Source organism: Streptomyces sp. NPDC127197, assembly GCF_042672405.1.
GTDB lineage: Bacteria > Actinomycetota > Actinomycetes > Streptomycetales > Streptomycetaceae > Streptomyces > Streptomyces flavusporus.
Genome location: NZ_JBHXVG010000022.1, coordinates 149,251 through 170,132, shown reverse-complemented (window position 1 = coordinate 170,132; position 20,882 = coordinate 149,251). Strand labels below are relative to the sequence as shown.

At 71.3% G+C, this 20,882-nt stretch carries 19 protein-coding genes, 1 tRNA gene and 1 pseudogene; 12 read left to right on the top strand and 9 right to left on the bottom strand.

Going from position 1 to position 20,882, the window contains the following annotated elements; translation table 11 throughout:
- A pseudogene (locus tag ACFVJQ_RS29790) lies at positions 1-500 on the top strand (hypothetical protein); the annotation flags it as partial.
- 45 nt (positions 501-545) lie between these two features.
- Here ACFVJQ_RS29790 and ACFVJQ_RS29785 read toward each other — a convergent pair.
- Both ACFVJQ_RS29785 and ACFVJQ_RS29780 read right to left on the bottom strand, forming a co-directional pair.
- Entirely contained in the window at positions 546-1,340 is a 795-nt protein-coding gene (locus ACFVJQ_RS29785; RefSeq protein ID WP_385788579.1) for an SURF1 family protein, read from the bottom strand.
- 54 nt (positions 1,341-1,394) lie between these two features.
- Positions 1,395-1,769 (bottom strand): nuclear transport factor 2 family protein, encoded by a 375-nt coding sequence (locus ACFVJQ_RS29780; RefSeq protein WP_385788590.1) that lies wholly within the window; start codon positions 1,767-1,769, stop codon positions 1,395-1,397.
- Positions 1,770-1,904: 135 nt separating this feature from the next.
- Here ACFVJQ_RS29780 and ACFVJQ_RS29775 point away from each other — a divergent pair, with 135 nt between their 5' ends.
- The gene (locus tag ACFVJQ_RS29775) at positions 1,905-3,740 is read left to right on the top strand and encodes a prolyl oligopeptidase family serine peptidase (RefSeq protein WP_385788577.1); all 1,836 of its coding nucleotides are present in this window, start codon (positions 1,905-1,907) and stop codon (positions 3,738-3,740) included.
- A 78-nt stretch (positions 3,741-3,818) separates the two neighbouring features.
- On the opposite strand, the gene ACFVJQ_RS29770 is transcribed toward ACFVJQ_RS29775, so the two are convergent.
- Positions 3,819-5,744 (bottom strand): NAD-binding protein, encoded by a 1,926-nt coding sequence (locus ACFVJQ_RS29770; protein WP_385788575.1) that lies wholly within the window; start codon positions 5,742-5,744, stop codon positions 3,819-3,821.
- Between the two features lie 180 nt (positions 5,745-5,924).
- On the opposite strand from ACFVJQ_RS29770, the gene ACFVJQ_RS29765 reads away from it, so the two are divergent.
- The 5 genes from ACFVJQ_RS29765 to ACFVJQ_RS29745 all read left to right on the top strand — a co-directional run bounded on the left by ACFVJQ_RS29765 (position 5,925) and on the right by ACFVJQ_RS29745 (position 10,691).
- Positions 5,925-6,941: a permease gene (locus ACFVJQ_RS29765; protein ID WP_385788573.1), complete on the top strand. Its 1,017-nt coding sequence runs from the start codon at positions 5,925-5,927 to the stop codon at positions 6,939-6,941.
- Positions 6,938-7,636 carry a TIGR03943 family putative permease subunit gene (locus ACFVJQ_RS29760; RefSeq protein ID WP_385788571.1) on the top strand — a complete coding sequence of 233 codons (699 nt, stop codon included), beginning with the start codon at positions 6,938-6,940 and terminating at the stop codon, positions 7,634-7,636. The genes ACFVJQ_RS29765 and ACFVJQ_RS29760 overlap by 4 nt, the downstream gene beginning before the upstream one ends.
- 258 nt (positions 7,637-7,894) lie before the next feature.
- Entirely contained in the window at positions 7,895-8,761 is an 867-nt protein-coding gene (locus ACFVJQ_RS29755) for a potassium channel family protein (protein WP_385788569.1), read from the top strand.
- A gap of 158 nt (positions 8,762-8,919) precedes the next feature.
- On the top strand, positions 8,920-9,900 hold the full coding sequence (locus ACFVJQ_RS29750) for an ATP-binding cassette domain-containing protein (protein ID WP_385788566.1): 981 nt from the start codon (positions 8,920-8,922) through the stop codon (positions 9,898-9,900).
- A complete protein-coding gene (locus ACFVJQ_RS29745; RefSeq protein WP_385788563.1) occupies positions 9,897-10,691 on the top strand; it encodes an ABC transporter permease in 795 nt (264 codons plus the stop codon). The genes ACFVJQ_RS29750 and ACFVJQ_RS29745 overlap by 4 nt, the downstream gene beginning before the upstream one ends.
- Here ACFVJQ_RS29745 and ACFVJQ_RS29740 read toward each other — a convergent pair.
- Positions 10,669-13,824: an ATP-binding protein gene (locus ACFVJQ_RS29740; protein ID WP_385788560.1), complete on the bottom strand. Its 3,156-nt coding sequence runs from the start codon at positions 13,822-13,824 to the stop codon at positions 10,669-10,671. The genes ACFVJQ_RS29745 and ACFVJQ_RS29740 overlap by 23 nt on opposite strands.
- A gap of 133 nt (positions 13,825-13,957) precedes the next feature.
- On the opposite strand from ACFVJQ_RS29740, the gene ACFVJQ_RS29735 reads away from it, so the two are divergent.
- Positions 13,958-15,007 carry an aldo/keto reductase gene (locus ACFVJQ_RS29735; RefSeq protein ID WP_385788557.1) on the top strand — a complete coding sequence of 350 codons (1,050 nt, stop codon included), beginning with the start codon at positions 13,958-13,960 and terminating at the stop codon, positions 15,005-15,007.
- 79 nt (positions 15,008-15,086) lie between these two features.
- On the opposite strand, the gene ACFVJQ_RS29730 is transcribed toward ACFVJQ_RS29735, so the two are convergent.
- The 3 genes from ACFVJQ_RS29730 to ACFVJQ_RS29720 form a co-directional block, all read right to left on the bottom strand.
- The gene (locus ACFVJQ_RS29730) at positions 15,087-15,947 is read right to left on the bottom strand and encodes a hypothetical protein (RefSeq protein ID WP_385788554.1); all 861 of its coding nucleotides are present in this window, start codon (positions 15,945-15,947) and stop codon (positions 15,087-15,089) included.
- A 284-nt stretch (positions 15,948-16,231) separates the two neighbouring features.
- Positions 16,232-16,363, bottom strand: coding sequence for a DUF397 domain-containing protein (locus tag ACFVJQ_RS29725; protein WP_385788588.1), 132 nt, complete (start codon positions 16,361-16,363; stop codon positions 16,232-16,234).
- Entirely contained in the window at positions 16,326-17,240 is a 915-nt protein-coding gene (locus tag ACFVJQ_RS29720) for a Scr1 family TA system antitoxin-like transcriptional regulator (RefSeq protein WP_385514768.1), read from the bottom strand. The genes ACFVJQ_RS29725 and ACFVJQ_RS29720 overlap by 38 nt, the downstream gene beginning before the upstream one ends.
- A 175-nt stretch (positions 17,241-17,415) precedes the next feature.
- On the opposite strand from ACFVJQ_RS29720, the gene ACFVJQ_RS29715 reads away from it, so the two are divergent.
- The 4 genes from ACFVJQ_RS29715 to ACFVJQ_RS29700 all read left to right on the top strand — a co-directional run bounded on the left by ACFVJQ_RS29715 (position 17,416) and on the right by ACFVJQ_RS29700 (position 19,617).
- Positions 17,416-17,922 carry an ATP-binding protein gene (locus tag ACFVJQ_RS29715; protein WP_385788551.1) on the top strand — a complete coding sequence of 169 codons (507 nt, stop codon included), beginning with the start codon at positions 17,416-17,418 and terminating at the stop codon, positions 17,920-17,922.
- A gap of 131 nt (positions 17,923-18,053) precedes the next feature.
- The gene (locus ACFVJQ_RS29710) at positions 18,054-18,734 is read left to right on the top strand and encodes a M15 family metallopeptidase (RefSeq protein ID WP_385788548.1); all 681 of its coding nucleotides are present in this window, start codon (positions 18,054-18,056) and stop codon (positions 18,732-18,734) included.
- Between the two features lie 251 nt (positions 18,735-18,985).
- Positions 18,986-19,213, top strand: coding sequence for a type II toxin-antitoxin system VapB family antitoxin (locus tag ACFVJQ_RS29705; protein WP_151785147.1), 228 nt, complete (start codon positions 18,986-18,988; stop codon positions 19,211-19,213).
- Positions 19,210-19,617 (top strand): PIN domain nuclease, encoded by a 408-nt coding sequence (locus tag ACFVJQ_RS29700; RefSeq protein ID WP_385788545.1) that lies wholly within the window; start codon positions 19,210-19,212, stop codon positions 19,615-19,617. Before ACFVJQ_RS29705 ends, ACFVJQ_RS29700 begins: the two co-directional genes overlap by 4 nt.
- 269 nt (positions 19,618-19,886) lie before the next feature.
- Here the strand turns inward: ACFVJQ_RS29700 and ACFVJQ_RS29695 are convergent.
- A tRNA-Pro gene (locus ACFVJQ_RS29695) sits at positions 19,887-19,960 on the bottom strand.
- A gap of 34 nt (positions 19,961-19,994) precedes the next feature.
- Positions 19,995-20,789 carry a Pr6Pr family membrane protein gene (locus ACFVJQ_RS29690; protein ID WP_385788543.1) on the bottom strand — a complete coding sequence of 265 codons (795 nt, stop codon included), beginning with the start codon at positions 20,787-20,789 and terminating at the stop codon, positions 19,995-19,997.
- Between the last annotated feature and the right edge of the window lie 93 nt (positions 20,790-20,882).

Genomic DNA, 20,882 nt, shown 5'->3' with positions numbered 1-20,882 from the left:
CCTTCCGCATCATGAACGTCTCCTCCGCGGGCTGTACGGTCGGCGGCGCCGGCACGGTCAGTCCCCTCGCCCAAGGCGCGGCGGACCCCACCAAGATCACCGTGGTCGCCCACACGTCCGGCGACGCGGCGGCCGGCCTGCCGGACCCGTCCCTCGAGGTCCCGCAGCTGGTGCTGCAACCGGGCTCCGCGTACGAGGTGAAGTTCGCCTGGGTGCCTTCGGAGACCTGCCCCATCGACTCCGGCGGTGACAGCGGCAGCGGCACGGGCGGTCCTTCGCCCGACCCGACGCCCACCACCGACCCCGGCACCACGACCGACGGCAGCTCCACCGGCGGCGACACCGGCACGTCCACCCAGCTGGTCACGGAGGACGGTACGGCCGACGGGAGCGTCGTCGTCTCCTACACGGCGGAGGCGGGGGCGCCGACGGTTTCCGTGACGGTGGCCGACGCGTGTGCGGGGACCGTGTACCGGACCGGGGTGCTGTCCACTTCGTAGGCCGGCCCCCGGCGTGGTCCTCGTCGTCCGTCGTCCTCGTCGTCCTCAGACTCCGGACGGGCTGGAGACGCGCTGCTCGTCCTCCGGCAGCAGCCCCATCTCCGCGTCCCGCACGAACTCCACCTCGCGACGGAACAGCCGGAACCACATGAAGACGACGAAGCCCGCGAAGACGAACCACTCGCCGGTGTAGCCGAGGTTCTGGAAGGCCTTGAGGTCGAGTCCGGTGTCCGGCGCCGCGCTCACCGGCACGGCCCGCATTCCGGAGTCACCCTTGTCGAGCGTGACCCACGCGTCGTGGACGTCGTACGGCACCAGGTTCACCAGCGACGCCGCGCTGATCGCCGCGGTCTGCCCGGACGGCAGCCCGCCCTGCGCACTGACGCCGTTCTCGCCCGGGTTCTCGGACGCCTGGAGCGCCCCGGTGACCGTGACCTCGCCGGACGGCGGGGCCGGGGCCTCGGCCGGGTCGGCGGCGCCGGGCAGCCAGCCCCGGACGACCGGGAGAGCCTTGCCGTCGTCGGTGCGCAGCAGGGTCAGGACGTAGTAGCCGCGCCTGCCGTCCAGTTCCCGGTCCGGGACGAGCAACTGCTCGCCGTACGTGCCGGTCGCGGTGGTCCGGTCGCCGGAGGTCTCCTTGTCCACGGGCAGCAGCTCGGCGAGCGGCCGGGCCGCCTTGGTCCTGTCCGACGCGGCCTGCTCACCCGCGCTGCGGTGGTCCTCGACCCGGTCCTCGAACCGGCTCAGCTGCCAGGACCCCATGAAGATGCAGAAGGGGATGGCGAGCAGCACGAAGACGTTGATCCCCCACCAACGGGGCGTCAGCAGAAACCGGTACACACCACCAACGGTACGGGGCTCCCACGGAGCGCCCGGCCGCGGGGTGGCTGTGGGTCAGTACCGCTCGGTCAGGTGCTCGCGGCCGGCCGGGGGCTCGTACGGCTCCGGCCAGAAGTCGGTTATGGAGTCGATCCGCCCGTCACCGGTGAAGGTGAAGAACGAGATGGCGTACATCTCCTCCGGTCCCACGGTGGCGTGGATCCAGGAGACGACGTGATCCGGCTCGGCGACGAGCCGTTCGGTCCGCAGGTGCCAGTCGCCGGGGTACTCCTTGTAGAACTGCACGAACCGGTCCCGGCCGCTGATCTTCTCCCGCGTCTGCGGCAGCGTGTACACGACGTCCTCGGCCAGGGTCTCGGCGAATGCGTCCCAGTCCCGGGCCTCGGCGGTGGCCCAGAACCTCTCGACGGTCTTGCGCGGATCGGTCATCGCAGTCATGGGAAGGAGTGTGCACCCCGCCACTGACACTCGGCCCCGGTCCGGCCGGAAGGGGATCGGTGGAGGTTTTCCACAGGCTGAGGACCTCGGCGGCGGATTGTCCGTCGGACCAGGCAGTATGGGGCCATGACTGAGAGCAACGGGTCCGCCGCGCAGGATCAGCGCAAGCAGAGCGAGAACATGCCGGACTGGGAGAAGCGCTTCCGGGCGCCGCGGGTGTCGCTGCCCGACTGGGCGGAGGACGCACCCGACCGCTCCCTGTTCGTGTCGAACGCGACGGGGACGTACGAGCTGTACGCCTGGGACCGTTCGACGGGTGAGCAGCGCCAGGTGACGGACCGGCCGAACGGCACTACGGACGGCGTGCTCTCCCCGGACGGCGCGTGGATCTGGTGGTTCGACGACAAGGACGGCGACGAGTTCGGCGTGTGGCGCCGCCAGCCCTTCACCGGCGGCGAGGACGAGCTCGCCGTACCGGGCCTGGACCCGTCCTACCCGGCGGGCCTCGCCCTGGGCCGTGACGGGCGTACGGCGGTGGTGGGCCGCTCCACCGACGAGGACGGTACGACGATCCACATCGCGCGCCTGGGCGAGGCGCCGGCGGAGATCTACCGGCACCGCGAGTCGGCGGGCGTCGGCGACCTCTCCCACGACGGCTCGCTGATCGCCGTGGAGCACACCGAGCACGGGGACGCGATGCACTCGGCGCTGCGCGTGCTGCGCCCCGACGGCACGCCGGTCGCCGAGCTCGACGACACCAAGGGCGGCTCCGTCGAGCTGGGCCTGGAGGTCCTCGGCTTCGCGCCGGTCGACGGTGACACGCGCCTGCTCATCGGCCACCAGAGGCGCGGCCGCTGGGAGCCGCTGGTGTGGGACGTGGCGACGGGCGAGGAGACGGACCTGGCGCTGGACCTGCCCGGTGACGTCAGCGCCGAGTGGTACCCGGACGGCTCCGGTCTGCTGATCGGGCACAGCCACGAGGCCCGCGGCGAGCTGTTCCGCTACGACTTCGGCACGCGCGAGCTGGTGAAGGTCCCGACCCCGCCCGGCACGGTCTCCGGCGCGACCGCCCGACCGGACGGCAGCGTGGAGTACCTGTGGTCGTCGGCGGCCGAGCCGTCGTCGGTGCGCTCGACGGCGGGCCGGGTGGTCCTCGACCCGCCCGGCATGAAGTCCCCGGGTTCGGTGCCGGTGGAGGACGTGTGGGTGGAGGGCCCCGGCGGCCGTATCCACGCCCTGGTCCAGAAGCCGGCCGGTGCGTCCGGCCCGCTCCCCACGGTGTTCGACATCCACGGCGGTCCGACCTGGCACGACAGCGACTCCTTCGCCGCGGGCCCGGCTGCCTGGGTGGATCACGGGTATGCGGTCGTGCGGGTCAACTACCGCGGCTCCACCGGCTACGGCCGCGCCTGGACGGACGCGCTGAAGCACCGGGTCGGCCTGATCGAGCTGGAGGACATCGCGGCGGTCCGGGAGTGGGCGATCACCTCGGGCCTTGCCGATCCCGACCGGCTGATCCTGACCGGCGGTTCCTGGGGCGGCTACCTCACGCTCCTCGGCCTCGGCACCCAGCCGGACGCGTGGACGCTGGGCATCGCGGTGGTCCCGGTGGCCGACTACGTCACCGCGTACCACGACGAGATGGAGGCCCTGAAGGCCATGGACCGCACCCTCCTGGGCGGCACCCCGGAGGAGGTCCCCGAGCGTTTCGAGGCGTCGTCCCCCCTCACCTACGTCGACCAGGTCAAGGCCCCGGTGTACATCTCGGCCGGTGTGAACGACCCGCGCTGCCCCATCCGCCAGATCGAGAACTACGTCAAGCGCCTTCAGGCGCGCGGCGCGATCCACGAGGTCTACCGGTACGACGCGGGACACGGCTCACTGGTCGTCGACGAGCGGATCAAGCAGGTGAAGCTGGAACTGGACTTCGCGGAGAGACACCTGGGCGGCGCGGGCGCCTGACGGCCGCGTCGCCGTTACGGCAGGAGACGGATGGCGGGGTCGGGCGCGACCGTACGACCGCCATCCCGCCGTCGCCCGTCACCTCGCCGCCCGTGCCCGCGGCCGCCTCCCCAGCAGGTCCGCCAACCCCCGCCGGGTCGCCGCCAGTACCACCCGGTCGTCGGCCCGCAGGACATACGTCGGCGGGAGGTCCCACACGAGGTCCGAGGTGGGCGGGGTGTCGCCGGGGCCGGTGGAGGACGGGCCCGCCGCAAGGTCCGGCCGGCGTTCCTCCGGAGCCGCGGCGTCCAGGGCCAGCACCCGCCACGACCCGGCCTGGAAGGCGTCGGCCACCGTCTTCCCCTCCAACTGCCGGATCCCGCGCACGTCCACGGCCGCGAAGAGCAGCACCCGCCGCTCGACCGGGATGGCCCCCAGCACCTGACGGCCCATCATGGCCCCGGCGAAGGAGGGCGCCGCGAGATGGGTGACACTGCGGCTGCGGGTGAGCGCACGCGGGTGCGCGGCCCGCAGGGTGCGGTATACGGCGGCCGCGAAGTCGTCGTCGTACAGGCGGAGCACGACCCGCAGATCGGGCCGCACGGACCGGGCGTACAGCGCGGCTTCCAGGTTCGTCGTGTCCACGCTGGTCAGCGCGAGCAGCGCATGCGCCCGGTGAACCTTGGCGGCCTCCAGGACGCCCTCCTGCGTGACGTCCCCGAGCACCACCGGCACCCGTAACCGCCGGGCCGTCGCCATGCCGCGCGCCTCGGGGTCGGCCTCGACGCACACCACCGGGATGTGCAGTTCCCGCAGCCGGGTCAGCACGCGGGTGCCGATCTTGCCGAGCCCGAGCAGCACGACGTGCCCGGCGAGTCCGCGCGGCGGCCTGCGCAGCGTGGACGCGCTCCGGAACGTGCCGAGCGCCTCCAGTACGGCCGCCAGCAGCACCGGCAGCAGCAGCAGTCCGACGACGGCGGACAGCAGTTGGAGGATCTGCCGTCCGGTGCTCGCGCCGGTGGCCGGCTCGTCGATGCCGAGGATGTCGAGCAGCGTCAGATACGTCGCGCGCAGCGGATGGTCCCCGGTGACGATCGTCAGCGCGATCGCCAGCGCGAGCACGGCACCCACCAGGCCCGCGAGCGACCAGCGCAGCCGCCGGGAGAACAGCGAGGCGAACGGCGGTACGACACCGACCCCGCGCCCCGAGGACTGCGATGACCCGGAGTACGACACATGCTCCAGCACGACCGTGCCGCGCCCGGTCGCCGCGGCCACCTCCGCCTCGTCCGGCAGCAGCCGCGGCCCGCGCTCCCCGCTGCCCTCCGACCCGTCCGCACCGGCCGGGTCACTGCTCGTCGTCGACAGCAGCGCCAGCGTGCACAGCCCGGGATCGGCCACCTGACCCGGCGCCGGAGGTGTCCGCTCCACGGCCCGCAGCAGCAGCCCGTCGGTCTGTACGACCTTGCTGGTCCCGGCGAGCGCGGTCGCCGCAAGCGCCGGTGCGGCCGTGTCGGCGTCGGACAGCACGGTCGTGGAGGCGTCTACGGAGGCGGCCGAACCACCGACCGCCAACGCGGCGGCCTGGTCGAGGAGTTCCTCGATGTGCTGCCCCAACCGCCGGTTGTAGAGCCGCAGAACGAGGCGCAGCCGGGGGTTGAGGCGGCGGGCGGTGAGGGCGGCGCGGATGTTGGTCTCGTCGTCGTCGTACACGAGCGCCAGCGCGGTCGCCCGCTCCACGCCCGCATCGGCGAGCACGCTCTCGGTCGGCTCGGCGGCCTCCACCAGCCGCTCGTTCCCGCCGCCCTCGCCACCGGAGGTGCCGTTGCCGTTCCCGGCGGCCCGGTTGGCGGCGTTCACCATCCGGTCGAGCAGCGCCGCCGACGCGGCCCGGGCCCGTCCGACGACCGGCTGGCGCACCCGGCGCCCGGCGGGTGGTACGACGAGCGTCACCTGCTCCTCGTACACCCCCCGTAGTTCGGCCGCGAGCCGGTGCGCGAGCCCGTCGTCACCGCACACCACCATGTGCGCGGTCGCGCCATCCGGCTGACCCTGATTCGGAACGCTCCCCACGAGGGGAAAGACTGCCCCACCGGGACGGATGGTTCCAGCAGCCGACTGAACATCCGTTCCTCGCCCGCCGTACTGAAGGGGAGGCCTCGCACCTGGCACTGCGCACCCGGCACAACGGAGGGACCCCGACCCGTGGCCGACACCGTCACCGAAGCAGCCCCGCGGCCCGATGAACGGGCGGGTCCGCCGGACCCGGAGGGCTGGCACCTCAGCTCCCCCCTGGTCCTCACCGTGACCCTGCTCCTGCTGCTCCTCGCCCAGGCGCCGATCCGCCGCGCCCTGTCCGCGCCGGTGATGCAGAGCTGGACGACGGTGTTCGTCGCGGTGGTCGTGCAGGCCCTGCCGTTCCTGGTGCTCGGCGTGCTGCTGTCGGCGGCCGTCGCCGTGTTCGTGCCGCCGTCGCTCTTCGCCCGTGCGCTGCCCGCCCGGCCCGCCGCGGCCGTACCGGTCGCGGGGCTGGCGGGCGCGGTCGTCCCCGGTTGCGAGTGCGCGTCGGTGCCGGTGGCCGGCGCGCTGATGCGGCGCGGTGTCACCCCGGCCGCCGCACTGGCGTTCCTGCTCTCCGCGCCCGCGATCAACCCGATCGTGCTGACGGCGACGGCGGTCGCCTTCCCCGGCGAACCGGAGATGGTGCTGGCCCGTTTCGTCGCGAGCCTGGTCGTGGCGTGCGCGATGGGCTGGCTGTGGCAGCGGCTCGGCCGCACCGACTGGCTGCGTCCGCCGGCCCGTCCGTCGTACGAGGGTCAGGGCCGGGGAGCGGCCTTCTGGGGCTCGGTGCGGCACGACGTGATGCACGCCGGCGGCTTTCTGGTGATCGGCGCGATGGCGGCGGCGACCCTCAAGGCGGTCGTTCCCGAGCAGTGGCTGCGCGCGGCGGCCGACCACCCGGTGGTGGCGGTGCTCGCCCTGGCCGTGCTCGCCGTACTGCTGTCGATCTGTTCGGAGGCGGACGCGTTCGTGGCCGCGTCGCTGACCCAGTTCTCGCCGACGGCCCGGCTGGCGTTCCTGGTGGTCGGGCCGATGGTGGACCTGAAGCTGTTCGCGATGCAGGCAGGCACCTTCGGCCGCGGCTTCGCCCTGCGCTTCGCCCCGGCGACCTTCGCCGTCGCCGTGGCCGTGGCCGCGCTGACCGGGGTGGTGCTGCTGTGAACCGGCAGGCGCAGGCGGCGGTGCTGTTCCTGCTGGGCGCCTCCCTGCTGCACGCGGGTGCCACCGACCTGTCCCTGCGGTACGTCAAGGCGGGGCTGCGGCCGCTGCTGCTGGCCGCCGGTGCCGTACTGGTCGCGGCGGCGGTGGCGACGGTGTGGTACGAGCGGCGGAACCCGGCACCGCGGCACCACGAACCCCGCGTCTCCTGGCTCCTGTTGCTGCCGGTCCTCGCCCTCATCCTCATCGCGCCGCCGGCCCTGGGCTCGTACAGCGCCATGCGCACGGGAACGGCCCTGCAGCAGCCTCCGGCCTACGCGCCGCTGCCCGCCGGGGATCCGGTCCGCCTGGGTGTCGCCGACTACGCGGCCCGCGCGGTGTACGACGACGGACGTTCGCTGCGCGACCGCAGGGTGAAGATCACCGGTTTCGTCGCGCTGGACCGGGCCGGCACGCCGTACCTGGTCCGTATCGCCCTCAACTGCTGCGCCGCCGACGGCCTCCCGGTCAAGATCGGCCTGACCGGGCGCATACCCCCGGTCCTGCAGCCGGACGCCTGGCTGGAGGTCACCGGCACGTACACCGCCCGCCGGACGAAGGACCCGGTCAACGGCGGCCCGATCCCCTTCCTCGACGTCACGACCGCAAGGCCGGTCCCGGAGCCCGCCGATCCGTACGACGAGAGCTGGAACAGCTGACCCGCCGGACATGAAGGACGGGAAGGGCTCTATCCGCTTCTCGCGGATCCGGATTGCGCGGTGCGCGGCTCGGGACCGCTTCCCCGCGTCTCGAATCGGGTCCTTCCCGTCAATTCCCAGCACACCACGTCCGCGGCCGGTCCACCAGAGCGGACCGGCCGGTACCGCTCGCTCGGCTCCAGGAACCCGGCCGGTTCGCTGCGGGTCGGCGAGGGCCGCCGCATGCTGGACCCGAGGCGGGTGAACCGGGGAGGTCGCATGGAATGGCTGGTCACGCTGATCGGCGCGGCGGTGGTGCTGATCATCCTGCGGGACGTGTTCCACACCCTGTGGCATCCCACCCGCCACGGTGGCCTGAGCAGGTTCGTCATGAGTCTGCTGTGGCGGCTGTCCACCCGGGGCCGCAAGGCTCGGCAGGCCGCGGGCCTGGCCGGGCCGCTCGGCATGGTGACCGTGGTGGCCACATGGGCCTGCACCGTGGCCGTGGGCTGGGCGCTGGTGTACTGGCCGCACATGCCGGGGGCGTTCGCCTTCTCCGGCGCGCTGAAACCGTCCGAGCACTCCGGGCCGGTGGACGCCCTGTACCTCTCCCTGGTGACCGTCGCCACGCTCGGCCTGGGCGACATCGCACCCTCCGCCGACTGGCTGCGCATCGTCGCGCCCCTGGAGGCGCTGGTCGGCTTCGCGCTGCTGAGCGCCACCGTCTCCTGGATCCTCGGCATCTATCCCGCCCTCGCGCGGCGACGGGCCCTCGCACTGCGCGTCTCCCAGTTGCGCCGGGCCGGCCCGCCGGCCGGAAACCTGGCCTCCGATGCGGGGGCCGCCCTCCTCGACGGACTCGCCGCCGACATCGCACGCGCCTGTGTGGACTTCCTCCAGTACCCCGAGTCGTACTACTTCCACGATGGCCCCGGTGACATCTCGCTGGCCCTCAACCTCGGCTACGCCGCCGAACTCGCCGAGCAGGCACGGCTGACCGGGCACCCGGGCGCGCGAAACGCCGGGGCCGTGCTCGCCACCTCACTCGACGACCTCGCCGCCGTACTGGACGAACGCTTCCTGCACACCGCAGGCACCCGGCAGCAGATCCTGGCCTCCTACGCCCACGACCACGGCAACCGCTGAGCCGGGCCCGCACCACGGCGGGGCGCCATCGGGGACGGACCCGATGCCTACCTCGGCATATGCCCTGACCTGCAAGTTTCAACGCTCTGAAGCCTTCTCCGGGGCGCTGAAACCGGCTTGAAAGCGTTCTGAACCGCCCCGGCCGCAAGCTCTGCGGCATGACGACGACGCATCAGGAACTCGCGATCGCAGCCACAGGGTTGCGCAAGTCCTACGGGGACAAGACCGTCCTCGACGGCATCGACATCCAGGTGCCCGCGGGCACGATCTTCTCTCTCCTGGGGCCGAACGGTGCGGGCAAGACCACGGCGGTCAACATCCTGTCCACGCTGATCTCCGCCGACGGCGGGCAGGCGCGGATCGCCGGGCACGATCTCACCGCAGAGGCCCAGGCGGTACGGGCCGCCATCGGTGTCACCGGGCAGTTCTCCGCCGTGGACGGGCTGATCACCGGCGAGGAGAACATGCTCCTCATGGCCGACCTGCACCACCTCACCCGCAGCGAGGGACGGCGGGTGACCGCCGAGCTGCTGGAGCGCTTCGACCTCACCGAGGCCGCGAAGAAGCCCGCCTCCACCTACTCCGGCGGCATGAAGCGCCGCCTCGACATCGCCATGACCCTGGTCGGCAACCCGCGGATCATCTTCCTCGACGAGCCGACCACCGGCCTCGACCCGCGCAGCCGCCACAACATGTGGACGATCATCCGCGAGCTGGTCTCCGGCGGCACCACCGTCTTCCTCACCACCCAGTACCTGGAGGAGGCCGACCAGCTCGCCGACCGCATCGCGGTGCTCAACGGCGGCAAGCTCGTCGCCCAGGGCAGTGCCGAGGAACTCAAGCGGCTCGTCCCCGGCGGCCACGTACGACTGCGCTTCTCCGACCCGGTGGCGTACGAGCAGGCGGCGACCGCCCTGCGCGAGACCACCCGCCACGACGAGGCGCTCACCCTGCAGATCCCCAGCGACGGAAGCCAGCGCGAGCTGCGCGCCATCCTCGACTGGCTCGACGCAGCCGGCGTCGAGGCCGACGAACTGTCCGTGCACACCCCGGACCTCGACGACGTGTTCTTCGCCCTGACCGGCAGCCCCGTTCCCGCACAGACCACCGATTCCGCCGAGAAGGAGACCGTTCGATGAGCACCCCCGCCTACGCACTCCGCGACAACCTCACCATGCTGCGGCGCAACCTCCTGCACGCCCGCCGCTATCCCTCCCTCACCCTCAACCTGCTCCTCTCCCCGGTCATCCTGCTGCTGCTCTTCGTGTACGTCTTCGGCGACGTGATGAGCGCCGGCATGAACGGCGGTACGGCGGACCGCTCCCAGTACATCGCCTACATCGTCCCCGGCATCCTGCTCATGACCATCGGCGGGATCGCGATCGGCACCGCGGTGTCCGTGGCCAGTGACATGACCGAGGGCATCATCGCCCGGTTCCGCACCATGGCCGTCTCCCGCGCCTCCGTGCTGATCGGCCATGTGGCCGGCAGCGTGATCCAGTCGCTGATGGCCCTGGCCGTGGTCCTCGGCGTCGGGCTGGCCATCGGTTTCCGGCCCGACGCGTCGCCGCTGGAGTGGCTCGCGGCGGCGGGGCTGCTGGTGCTGGTCAGCGTGGCGCTGATCTGGCTCGCGGTCGGCATGGGCCTGGCGTCCCCCAACGCCGAGGGGGCCAGCAACCTCGCCCAGCCCCTGATGATCCTGCCGCTCCTGGGCAGCGCGTTCGTGCCGGTGGACGCCATGCCGGGCTGGTTCCGCTGGTTCGCCGAGTACCAGCCCTTCTCACCCGCCATCGAGACCCTGCGCGGCCTCCTCATGGGCACGGAGATCGGCACCAGGAACGCCGTCCTCACCCTCGCCTGGTGCGTGGGCCTGACCCTGCTGGGCTACTGGTGGTCCAAGGCCCAGTTCAACCGCGAACCCCAGCGGTGAGCTCCCGCAGGGCCTCGGCCCTCAGCTCCTCCCGCCCCAGGGCGGCGTACTCCGACCCCGCGTCGGTGTACGCCGCCCTGTCGGCCTTCTCGGCCGCCTGCCGGGACCGGGCCGCGGAGAAGGTGGGGAAGTCCCGCACCACCGGCATCCGGTCCGCCAGCGCCACCAGCCGCACCGCCGACGCGTCGCCCCGGGCGAGCCCGACGAAGCCGAGGGCGAGCAGGACCGTGCCGTACACCGGCAGTTCCACCGGAGCCCTGTCATGGGAGGAGTCCGAAGAGTCGGTCAGCATCTCCAGCAGCCGTTCCCGCAGTCGCTCGGCCAGCTCGGTCACCGGCTCCAGGCGGCCGTGCTGGGCGTGCGCCGCCACCGCGGCCGACTGCATCCGCAGCAACCACGTGTCCACGAACGGATCGTCGGCGGAGAGCAGGCTGGCCTCCCGCATCCGCTCCACAGCCTGGCGCCACAGCCCGAGCCCGACCTCCGTCAGCCCCCGGGCCAGCGCGATCTCCGCCCGGGCCGGCAGATCGGAGGTGTAGATCTGGGCGTCCTCGGGCTGCGGGGCCGATGCGGGCAGCCGCAGCCAGTACTCCGCCTCGTCGACCTCCCCGCGGTGCAGACAGGCGAGGACCAGCCCCCAGCGGATGCCACCCGAGTCCAGCCAGTCGCCGAACCCGCCGAGCGCGTCCAGCGCGGCCCGCAGATGGTCGTACGCCTCCGCGCCCCGCTCGGACTGCAGGCACAACTCGCTGATCCGTCCGTGACCGAGCAGCTGCATGGCCGGATTCGCGACCGGCGCCAGCGCGTCGAGCATCCGCCGGGCGCACTCCAGCGCGCGCTCCGGCCGGTGCTCGGATTCCCATACGTAGCTGGCGACGCCGGACGCGATCCCCGCCAGCAAGGGCTCGTCGGCGTCGCAGAGTTCCTGCAGCCGCGTGTACTCCGGCGGGCGCATGTCCGGGACGGCACACAGCACGACGGCCATCGCCCGCACCAGGGTGTCCGGCCGGGCGGGCGGCAGCCGGCGCAGCGTCACGAGCTGGCGTACGGCGTGCGGGCCGAGGCCCATGAAGAGGCTGGCGGCGCACACCGCCGCCGCGCTGCGGGCCGGCTCCACGTCCTCGGGGTTCTCGGGGCCGGGAAGGAAATGCGACAGCGGCCCGCCGGTCTCGGCGGCGAGGCCCGCGAGCCGGGCGTAGTTGCTGCCGGTGGCCCACAACGACGACAGCACGGCGGTGACGGCGGCGGTGGTGGGACCGTCCGTACGGGCCAGCGCGTGGCGCAGCGCCAGGACGAGGTTGTCCTGCTCGGCCCGGACGCGGTTCCAGGAGGCCAACGGCGCGTCGCCGAACAGCACATCGTGGTGGGCGCGGCCGAATTCCCGGGCCCAGCACAGGAACCGGCCGGTCACCGCCTCGTCCTCGCCCGTCTCCGCCCGCCGGGCGGCGCTGAACTCCCGCAGCGTCTCCAGCATGTGGAAGCGCACCCCGGAGGGGCTGTCGCCGACCTTGACGAGGGACTGCCCGGCCAGCTGCTCCAGCAGATCGAGGGCGTCCCCCGTCCCGTCGAGCACGTACTCGGCCGCATCCTCGGTGAAACCGCCGGGGAACACCGACAGCGCCCGCAGTGCCGCCCTGCCGTCGGGCTCCAGCAGATTCCAGCTCCACTCGACCACGGCCTGAAGCGTGCGATGCCGCTCGGGCGCGTCGCGCGCGCCGCCACGCAGCAGCGCGAAACGGTCCCGGAGCCGACGCGAGATGTCGGCCACGGACAGCACCCGCACGCGGGCCGCGGCCAGCTCCACGGCGAGCGGCAGCCCGTCCAGGTGACGGCAGATCTCGGCCACCCGGTCGGCGGGCAGTTCCACGCCGGGCCGGGCGGCTCGCGCCCGCTGCTCGAAGAGCTCGACCGAGGTCGCCAGGGCAAGCTCCGGCAGGGCGTACACGGACTCCGAGGCCAGCCCCAGCGGGGCCCGGCTGGTGGCCAGTACCCGCAGCTCCTTCGACCGCGACACCAGCGCCTGGACGAGACCGGCCGCACCACGGACCACGTGCTCGCAGTTGTCCAGAACCAGCAGCGCGGGCCCGGCACCCAGTGCGGCGACGATGCCGCTCACCGCATCCCCGCCGCCGGCGAACTGCCAGCCTTCCCCGCCGCCGACGGCCGAGGCCACCTCGCCGGCCACGTCGTCGTCGGCGGTGACACCGGCCAGGGTGACGAAGTGGACCACAGGTTGCTCGGCCGCCCGGCTCACCGCGTGAGAGAGGCGGGTCTTGCCCAGCCCGCCGGGACCGACGACGGTGACCACCCGGGCGTCGCGCAGCAGCGCGGCCACGGCAGCGATGTCGGCGTCCCGCCCCAGCAGAGGGTTCGGCTCGTGCGGCACCCCGTGGCGGACCGCAGGCGCATCGGCGCGGAGCAGCTCCTGGTACACGGACCGGAGTCCGGGCCCCGGATCGGTACCCAACTCATCGCGCAGCCCGCGGCGATAGGCGTCGTACCGGGTCAGCGCGGCGGCCCGGCCCGCGGTGGCCGCCTCACAGCGCAGCAGCTCCGCCAACACCTCCTCGTCCCGCGGCAGTTCCCGGGCCAGCTCGGCCAGCGGCGCCGCGGCCTCCTCCCGCCGCCCCAGCCGGGCGAGGGCGAGCGCCCGGCAGCGAACCAGCGAACGGAACACCCGCACCCGATCGGCACGCAGCGCCACCACCGGATCGTGCAGGTCCTCACCCGCCCCGGCACCCACGCTCCCGTCCCACAACGCCAACCCGGCCTCGGCCTGCGCGAGGGAGCCCTCATGATCCCCGGCCCTCGCACGCTCGGCGCCCGTCGCGTCGTACAGCAGGAGCGCGGAGCTGTCGACCTGCGTCTCCGCCAGCGCCAGCCGGTACCCCGTCGGTGTGCTCACGACCAGATCGGCACCCAACTGCGACCTGAGCCGCGACACCAGCACCTGCACCGCCTTGCCCGGCCGCTCCGGCTGCTCGTCCGGCCACAGCCCCTCCACCAGTCGGCCCGTGCTGCACCCGGCACGCAGATCCTCCGCAAGCAACGCCAACAACCCGCGCAGTCGCGGCGCGGTGATCTCCCGCCCGCGATGGGCGACTTGGGACAGCAGGGCCAACTCGGTCGTCACGCATGAAGATTAGCCAGCGGCGCGCGGACGCACCCGTGGGGCGCCGTCCTCGACAATCCACGCTTGCCCTGGAGCCGACTCCAACTCGTAGGGTCGCGGCATTCCCAACAGGTCGACGTTCAAGGAGAGTTGCATGCGCTACCGCATTCTGGGCGGAACCGGCATCGAGGTCAGCGCCTACTGCCTCGGCACCATGATGTTCGGCTCCGTCGGCAATGCCGACCACGACGACTGCGTCCGGATCATCCACGCCGCGCTCGACGAGGGGATCAACTTCATCGACACCGCCGACATGTACTCGGCCGGAGAGTCGGAGACCGTCGTCGGCAAGGCCCTGAAGGACCGCCGCGACGACGTGGTCCTTGCGACCAAGGTCCACTTCCCCATGGGGGACGGTCCCAACCGGGGCGGCAACTCGCGGCGTTGGATCGTCCGGGAGGTGGAGGACAGCCTGCGGCGCCTGGGAACGGACTGGATCGACCTGTACCAGGTGCACCGGCCGGACCACACGACCGACATCGAGGAGACGCTCTCCGCCCTGACCGATCTTGTGCACCAGGGCAAGATCAGAGCCTTCGGCTGCTCCACGTTCCCCGCGGACGAGATCGTCGAGGCGTACCACGTGGCCGACCGCCGTGGGCTCCACCGCTTCCGCACCGAGCAGCCGCCCTACTCGCTGCTGGCCCGAGGAGTCGAGAAGCATGTGCTGCCGGTGGCGCAGCGCCTCGACATGGGGGTGCTTACCTGGAGCCCCCTGGCCTCGGGATTCCTGACCGGCCGCTACCGCAAGGGCCGGGCTCTCGATCTGAGCAGAGGACGTCCCACCCTGCACCCGGCCCGCTTCGATCCGTCGGCGCCGCTCACTGCCGCGAAGCTGGAGGTGGTCGAGCAGCTCGTTGCCGTGGCCGAGGAAGTGGGCTGCTCGCTGCCGGAGTTGGCCATCGCCTTCCCGCTCGCGCATCCGGCCGTCACGTCGGTGATCATCGGCCCGCGCACGATGGAGCAACTGCGGAGCACACTCAAGGGCACGTCCGTGCTGCTGGACGACGCCGCCCTCGACCGGATCGACGAAATCGTGCCGCCCGGAACCGACGTCTACCCCCCGGACGGCGTCTGGACCCCGCCGTCGCTCACCACGCCGGCGCTCCGGCGACGCACGGTCGAGTCCAGGTCCGCCGCCTGAAGCGGGCCCGGGTCACCTGAGGGCGGCGCCCGACGATGTGATCAAGAAGTGGACGGGGATTCGACCGAGCAGGCGGGCCTCAGCCGGCCGCACGGAGATGATTCCCGGATCGGCAGTCCCGGCAGCGTCCGGGTTCCGGCGCGCGGAATGCCCGGTCGCAGCCGTCGCAGGTCCGGAAGGGCAGGACAGCCGGGCGGTCCGTGCGCGCCGGCGGGGGTGGGGTGGGCAGGGGCGTCTCGCGCAGGCGGAAGGCGAGGATGCCTGCCGGGCGAGCGCGGAATCGGTCGGGGAGCCTTGCGGTGAGGAACTCGGTGATCTGGGGTGCCTCGACGCCGGCCGCGAGCCATTGGGAGACGGCCGGTGCGAGTCGTGCGGCCTCCTGTTCGGAGAGGATCAGGCGTGGATCGACCCGGCGCAGGGCGGTCAGTACAGCGACGGCCTGTGGGTCGGCATCGGTGAGCGGGACCGGTGCCTCGGCCTGTGCGGGCGCGTGCGCCGTTTCCTGCGCGGTCGCGGTCGCCGCAGCGGCGGGCTGTTTTCGGGGCCGACGCGGCTTCGGCGGCGCGGGCGGCCCGTCCGGATCCGGATCGCCGCCGGGGATGTCGTAGAAGTACGTCCGGGTGCGGATCTGCCCGGTGGACAGTCGCTCGCGGCGGCGCTCCAGGTATCCGGCGGCTTCGAGTTCCCTGAGCGCCCGCGAGATGAGGATCTCGCCCTCGCTGAAGTGCTCGCACAGGGCGGCGATGCTCACGGAGGAGCCGTCGGGCAGGGAGGAGATGTACGCCGCGACGCCGACCGTGACCGCGCTGCCGCGCCGCTGGGCGAGGGCGTTGGAGATCACGGTGAAGTCGGCCGTGAGGCGGGTGCGTACGTGGATCACGCCGGAGGTCGGTGCTCCGGCGGCGGCGCGCAGGGGCGCGTTAGACTGCGGGTCAGCCATTGGGAAGGTTGGAGCTTCCTGATCGGTCAGGCCCTCGATCGGGATTGCCGTCCCGGCCGGGGGCCGTCGTCTGTGTGCGGTTGTCGCGGCGAACGTAACCGTCCGTATCCCGCGCCTGCAAGCCGGTCACTCGGACGGGTGACGTGGGCTCTTGGCGGCAGGGAGGGTGGGTGGGCGGGTAGTTCTTTCCCCCGGTTCTTTGAGGAGGTCAGTGGCCCGCCGGACCCTCGCGGACAAGGGCCCGGTGAGCCCGGAAGGCGGACGGCGGCCGGGGCCCGGCTGCCTCAGGGACGGTGGTGCCCGGCCTTCAACTCGCCTATGAATGCGGCCCAGGAGGCGGCTTCGAAGCACAGCGCCGGACCGTGCGGGACCTTGCTGTCACGGACGGGGACGACGGCCCGGAACCCGTCGGCCACCTCCACGCAGTTGCCGCCTTCCTGATTGCTGTAGCTGCTCTTGCGCCAGGCGGCGCCGTTCAGATCGGGACGGGACCTTCGCTCCACGGTGGTTGTCCTCCATCACGGATCGGATCATGTCGAGCGACATGAGCGGGGGCAGAGCTGCCGCCCGCAGCCGATCGTAGGTCAGTGCGAAGCTCCTGACCTCGTCCGGATCCTCGATGAGTTGGCCGTAGTGAGCGCCTTCCGTGTAGGCGATCTCCGAGCCGTCCGGCATGGTGAGCACCGTGAGCGAGCCACCCATGACATCGTGCTCGCCCTGGTCGAACGGCAGTACCTGCACGGTGACGTGAGGTTCCGCCGCGGTCCTGAGCAGCCGCGCCAACTGCTCACGCGTCACCACCTGGCCGCCGACGGGACGCCTGAGCACCGCCTCGTCGAGGACCACCCACAGCTCGGGACGATCGGGCGTGCCGAGACGCTCCTGTCGTCCCATGCGAAGGGCGACCCGCTCTTCCAACTGCTCCTCGCTGCCGAGGGTTCGACCGACGCTCAGCACCGCCCGCGCGTAGTCCTCCGTCTGCAACAAGCCGGGCACCACATGAGCCGCGTACTCGCGGATGGCCACCGCCCGCTCCGCGTACTCCATGAACCTCCGCGACCAGTCCGGAAACGCCTCCCGGTACACGTACGGCCACAACTCGACCAGCAGGTCGTCCGCGCCGAGGGCCGCGTCCAGCGCACGCGCCAGCTCCAGCGTCGGCTTCGCTCCGGACGCCCGCTCGATCTGCGTGATCCGCGTGCTCACCACGTGCGTCTTGTCACCGAGCTCGGCCTGGGTCAGTCCGGCCGCCATGCGGAGCCTGCGCACCCGCGCGCCGAACAGCGCCGCCATCGACGCACTGGGGTCAATTCCATTGGCCAAAGCGTCACTTCCGTTCCTTACGGACTGAAAAGTAAGGCTGTGTCACCTGTCGAGCGTAGGGCGATCAGACGAGTCTTGGGCACGGAACGTGACGACTCGTGTGCGTCACGGATTTCTCAGCTCCACAGAGGAGGACGTACGAACCGTGCTGACAGGAACGAACACCCCGGGAGATGAGCACCAGCGGAGCACCGCACCCCTCGCGGCGGACACGGCCCCCGAACTGCCCTTACTCGACGAGCAGTTCGTCTCCTCACCGCGAGGTGCGCAGCTCGCCCGGCGTCTCGCCGTCCGGCGTATGGAGGAGTGGGGCTATCCGCCGGCGTCCGACGCGTCGTGCACGGTCGCCCTCATCGTCGGCGAACTCGCCGCGAACGCCGTACGGCACGGCCGAGTTCCCGGACGCGACTTCGGCCTCCTGCTCGCCCTCGACGCGGCTGCGGGCCTGGTGCGCATCGAGGTCGCGGACGCCGCTTCCGCGAAGCGGCCGCCCACCGCTCCGCCCTCGTCGTACCCCGAGGGTGAGTCCGGTCGAGGCCTGCTCCTGGTGGACGTCCTGGCCGTGCGGTGGGGGTCGGCGCCTCGCCGCCCCGTGGGCAAGACGGTATGGGCGGAGGTACCCATTGGTGCGCCAACTCGACTGAGGGAATGAGAGTTGCGATGAAGACAACCAACAGCTGAGAGCCACCGCTCCACGCCTCTGACCGGGGCGGGACAGACCCTTCGCGGCACGAGGTGGCTCGAAACAGCTGCGGCTCCGCAGGTCCGCAAGATGATCGCGTCATGACTGAAATCGTCCTGATGTCCGACCCGAGGGTCGCAGCCGTGCCTGTTCAGGAATGCGGTGAACGGCTCGTGGATGTGCGACGAGACAGCCCCCTGCGGGTCGATGAGCGGAAGTGGCAGGACTCCGCTGGCGCCTTAGCTCACCTGCGAGAAGGAGTGCTTGACCGACTTCTCAAAGCACAGGCGCTGTTGCCCGAAGGAATGCGTCTGCTGTTCGTCGAGGGGTATCGCCCACCATCCCTTCAACGTCTCTACTTCGACAAATACGCAGCCCAGCTGCGGGCCGATCACCCGGAATGGTCCGTTGACCAGGTTCGCTCGGCAGCCAGCCGTTATGTTTCCCCGCCTGAGATCGCACCACACAGTGCGGGCGCAGCCGTCGACTTGACGCTGGCTGATACGGACGGTCGCGAACTCGACATGGGCACCCGCATGAATGCGACTCCTGAGGAGAGTGCAGGCAGCTGTTACACGCAAGCCGACAACATCAGCACCGAGGCCCGCTCCCATCGGAACATCTTGAGTACGGCACTTACCGCCGCTGGCCTGGTCAACTACCCCACGGAGTGGTGGCACTGGTCATACGGAGACCGCTACTGGGCCTTGATGACAGGAGCGAAAGCCGCCCACTACGGGGCCAAGGAGCTCGACTGGTCGCAGACCTCTGGAGATGCTTGAGCGGAGGTCTTCACGAGGCGTGCTGAACTGGGACAGTGAAGTGCCCGAGGAAATGACACGCTCCCTGAGACGAACTCACCTCGACATGACGTGGCCCGTCGCAACGTGGGCTGAGTCGAGCTCTGTCGCGCCCCCTACTGCCTATGGCGTGCTCGTCGGTCCGTAAGCGTCAGGACTGGGTCGACCCACCCCTGTGATACATTCGATCATGTATATTGATACACTGTCCAGTGTATACGGAGGTGGGCCTCATGAGCAGAACCGTCATCGATCTCGACGACGACGCCCTGGAAGCCGCAGCGAAGGAGCTGGGCACTTCCACGAAACGGGACACCATCAACACCGCCCTACGTGAGATCGTGGCCCGCAACCGTCGCCTGCGCGCCCTGCATGAACTGCAGGATCTTGCGGATGAAGGCGCCCTCGATGTCGAACTCCTCCTGGACAAGCGCAACTATCGAGGTGGTTCCGCCCGGTGAGGGTGGCCGACTACCTCGTTGATACGTCGGCCCTGGCTCGCGTTCTGCTGCGTCAGGCAACCGAAGAGTGGGAACAGCGGATGGGCGCCGGGCTGATCGCCCTGTGCGACCTCACCGAACTGGAGATCATCTACTCCGCACGTTCCGCGAAGGACCGTGAGGCGATCCAGGAACGACTGAACCAGTTCACCTGGTGCCCCATGCCCGACGGCATCTACCGGCGCGCCCGCGTCGTCCAGCGCGAGCTCACCGCCAAGGGTGAGCACCGCCGTGCCGGAGCCGTCGACCTCCTCGTGGCCGCAGCCGCGGAAGAAGCAGGACTCACCCTGCTGCACTACGACCGCGACTTCGAAACCATCGCCCGCACCACCGGGCAGCCGGTCCGAATGATCGACCTCAAGTAGCCGGTCAGCTCCCCGAGATCCACCGCCACCGCAGACGTCCCAACCTCCGCCGTCCCGATGGCGCACCTTCAGCTCTCTCATCTCGAAGTCGCCGAACCTCACGGTGACCTTGCTCGGTGGGATGCCGTTGTCGCCGGTGTTCTTGCCGACGGTTATCAGGACCCGGCCCCAGTTGGGGTCGGCTCCCAATGGTTCCCAAACTGGCCCCCACAACCACTCAGGGGCCCGACCCGCTGCGCGGATCAGGCCCCTGACCTGGTACTTCACTGTCGGGGTGGCGGGATTTGAACCCACGACCTCTTCGTCCCGAACGAAGCGCGCTGCCAAGCTGCGCTACACCCCGATCGTCGCCGCTTGTCGCGGCGACGACGTTTACTTTAGCCCACCGGCGGCTGGAGACGAAATCCGGTTTTCGCGCGGTGACGGATGGGGTTCGGGCGGGCGTGGTCGAGGGCGATGAGGAGGACGGCCACGGCGTAGATGGAGAGGCCGAGGAGGAGGGCGTTGCCGAGGACGCTCTTGTAGCCGTGCCGATCGACGTCGAGGAAGGAGTAGAGGTAGCGGCCGGGGGCGCCGGGGAGCAGGAACTCGCCTCGGGTGAAGGAGAAGGCCAGGTAGGCCAGGGGGTAGAGGAGCCACCCGCTCGCCTGGCGGAGGTGCAGGCGGCCGGGGGTGGTCAGGAGCAGCCAGTCCAGCAGGGCCGCGATCGGGACCGCCGTGTGGAGGATGTGGCCGGCGATGGTCTGTAGGGGCGTCAGGGTGGCGTCACCGGTGATCGAGGCCGGCATCGCGAAGGGGCTCGCCTCGTTTGTCAGGAGCAGGTGGTGCACCAGCGCCGCGATCGTGACGTAGAGGAGGGTCGCGCCGGTCAGGGTGGCCGGTAACGGGCGGCGGGCGGTCCAGGATCGGCGGGCGGAGAGGGTGAAGACCAGCGCCAGCAGGATGCTGCTCTGGATCGTGAAGTGACTCAGGACCCGGGGTGGGCTGCCGAGGAGCAGGTGGATCGTCACGCCGGCAGTTGCCGCCAGTGCGGTCAGCAGGCGGAAGACGGCCGTCAGGGGGCGGGGTGCGGGCGCCACCACCGCCGTGGCGGGGACGGGGGAGGGCAGCAGCGCGGGCATGCGCGGGATCGCGGGGAGGTCCGGGATGTCCCTCGGCAGCGGGGCGGTCATGCCCTCACGCTAAGCAGATCGGGCAAATGGGGCATTGCGGGTGGCCTGTGTGGGTTACTTCGCCGCCCGGTGCCGTGTGGGGTGTGGGGTGGG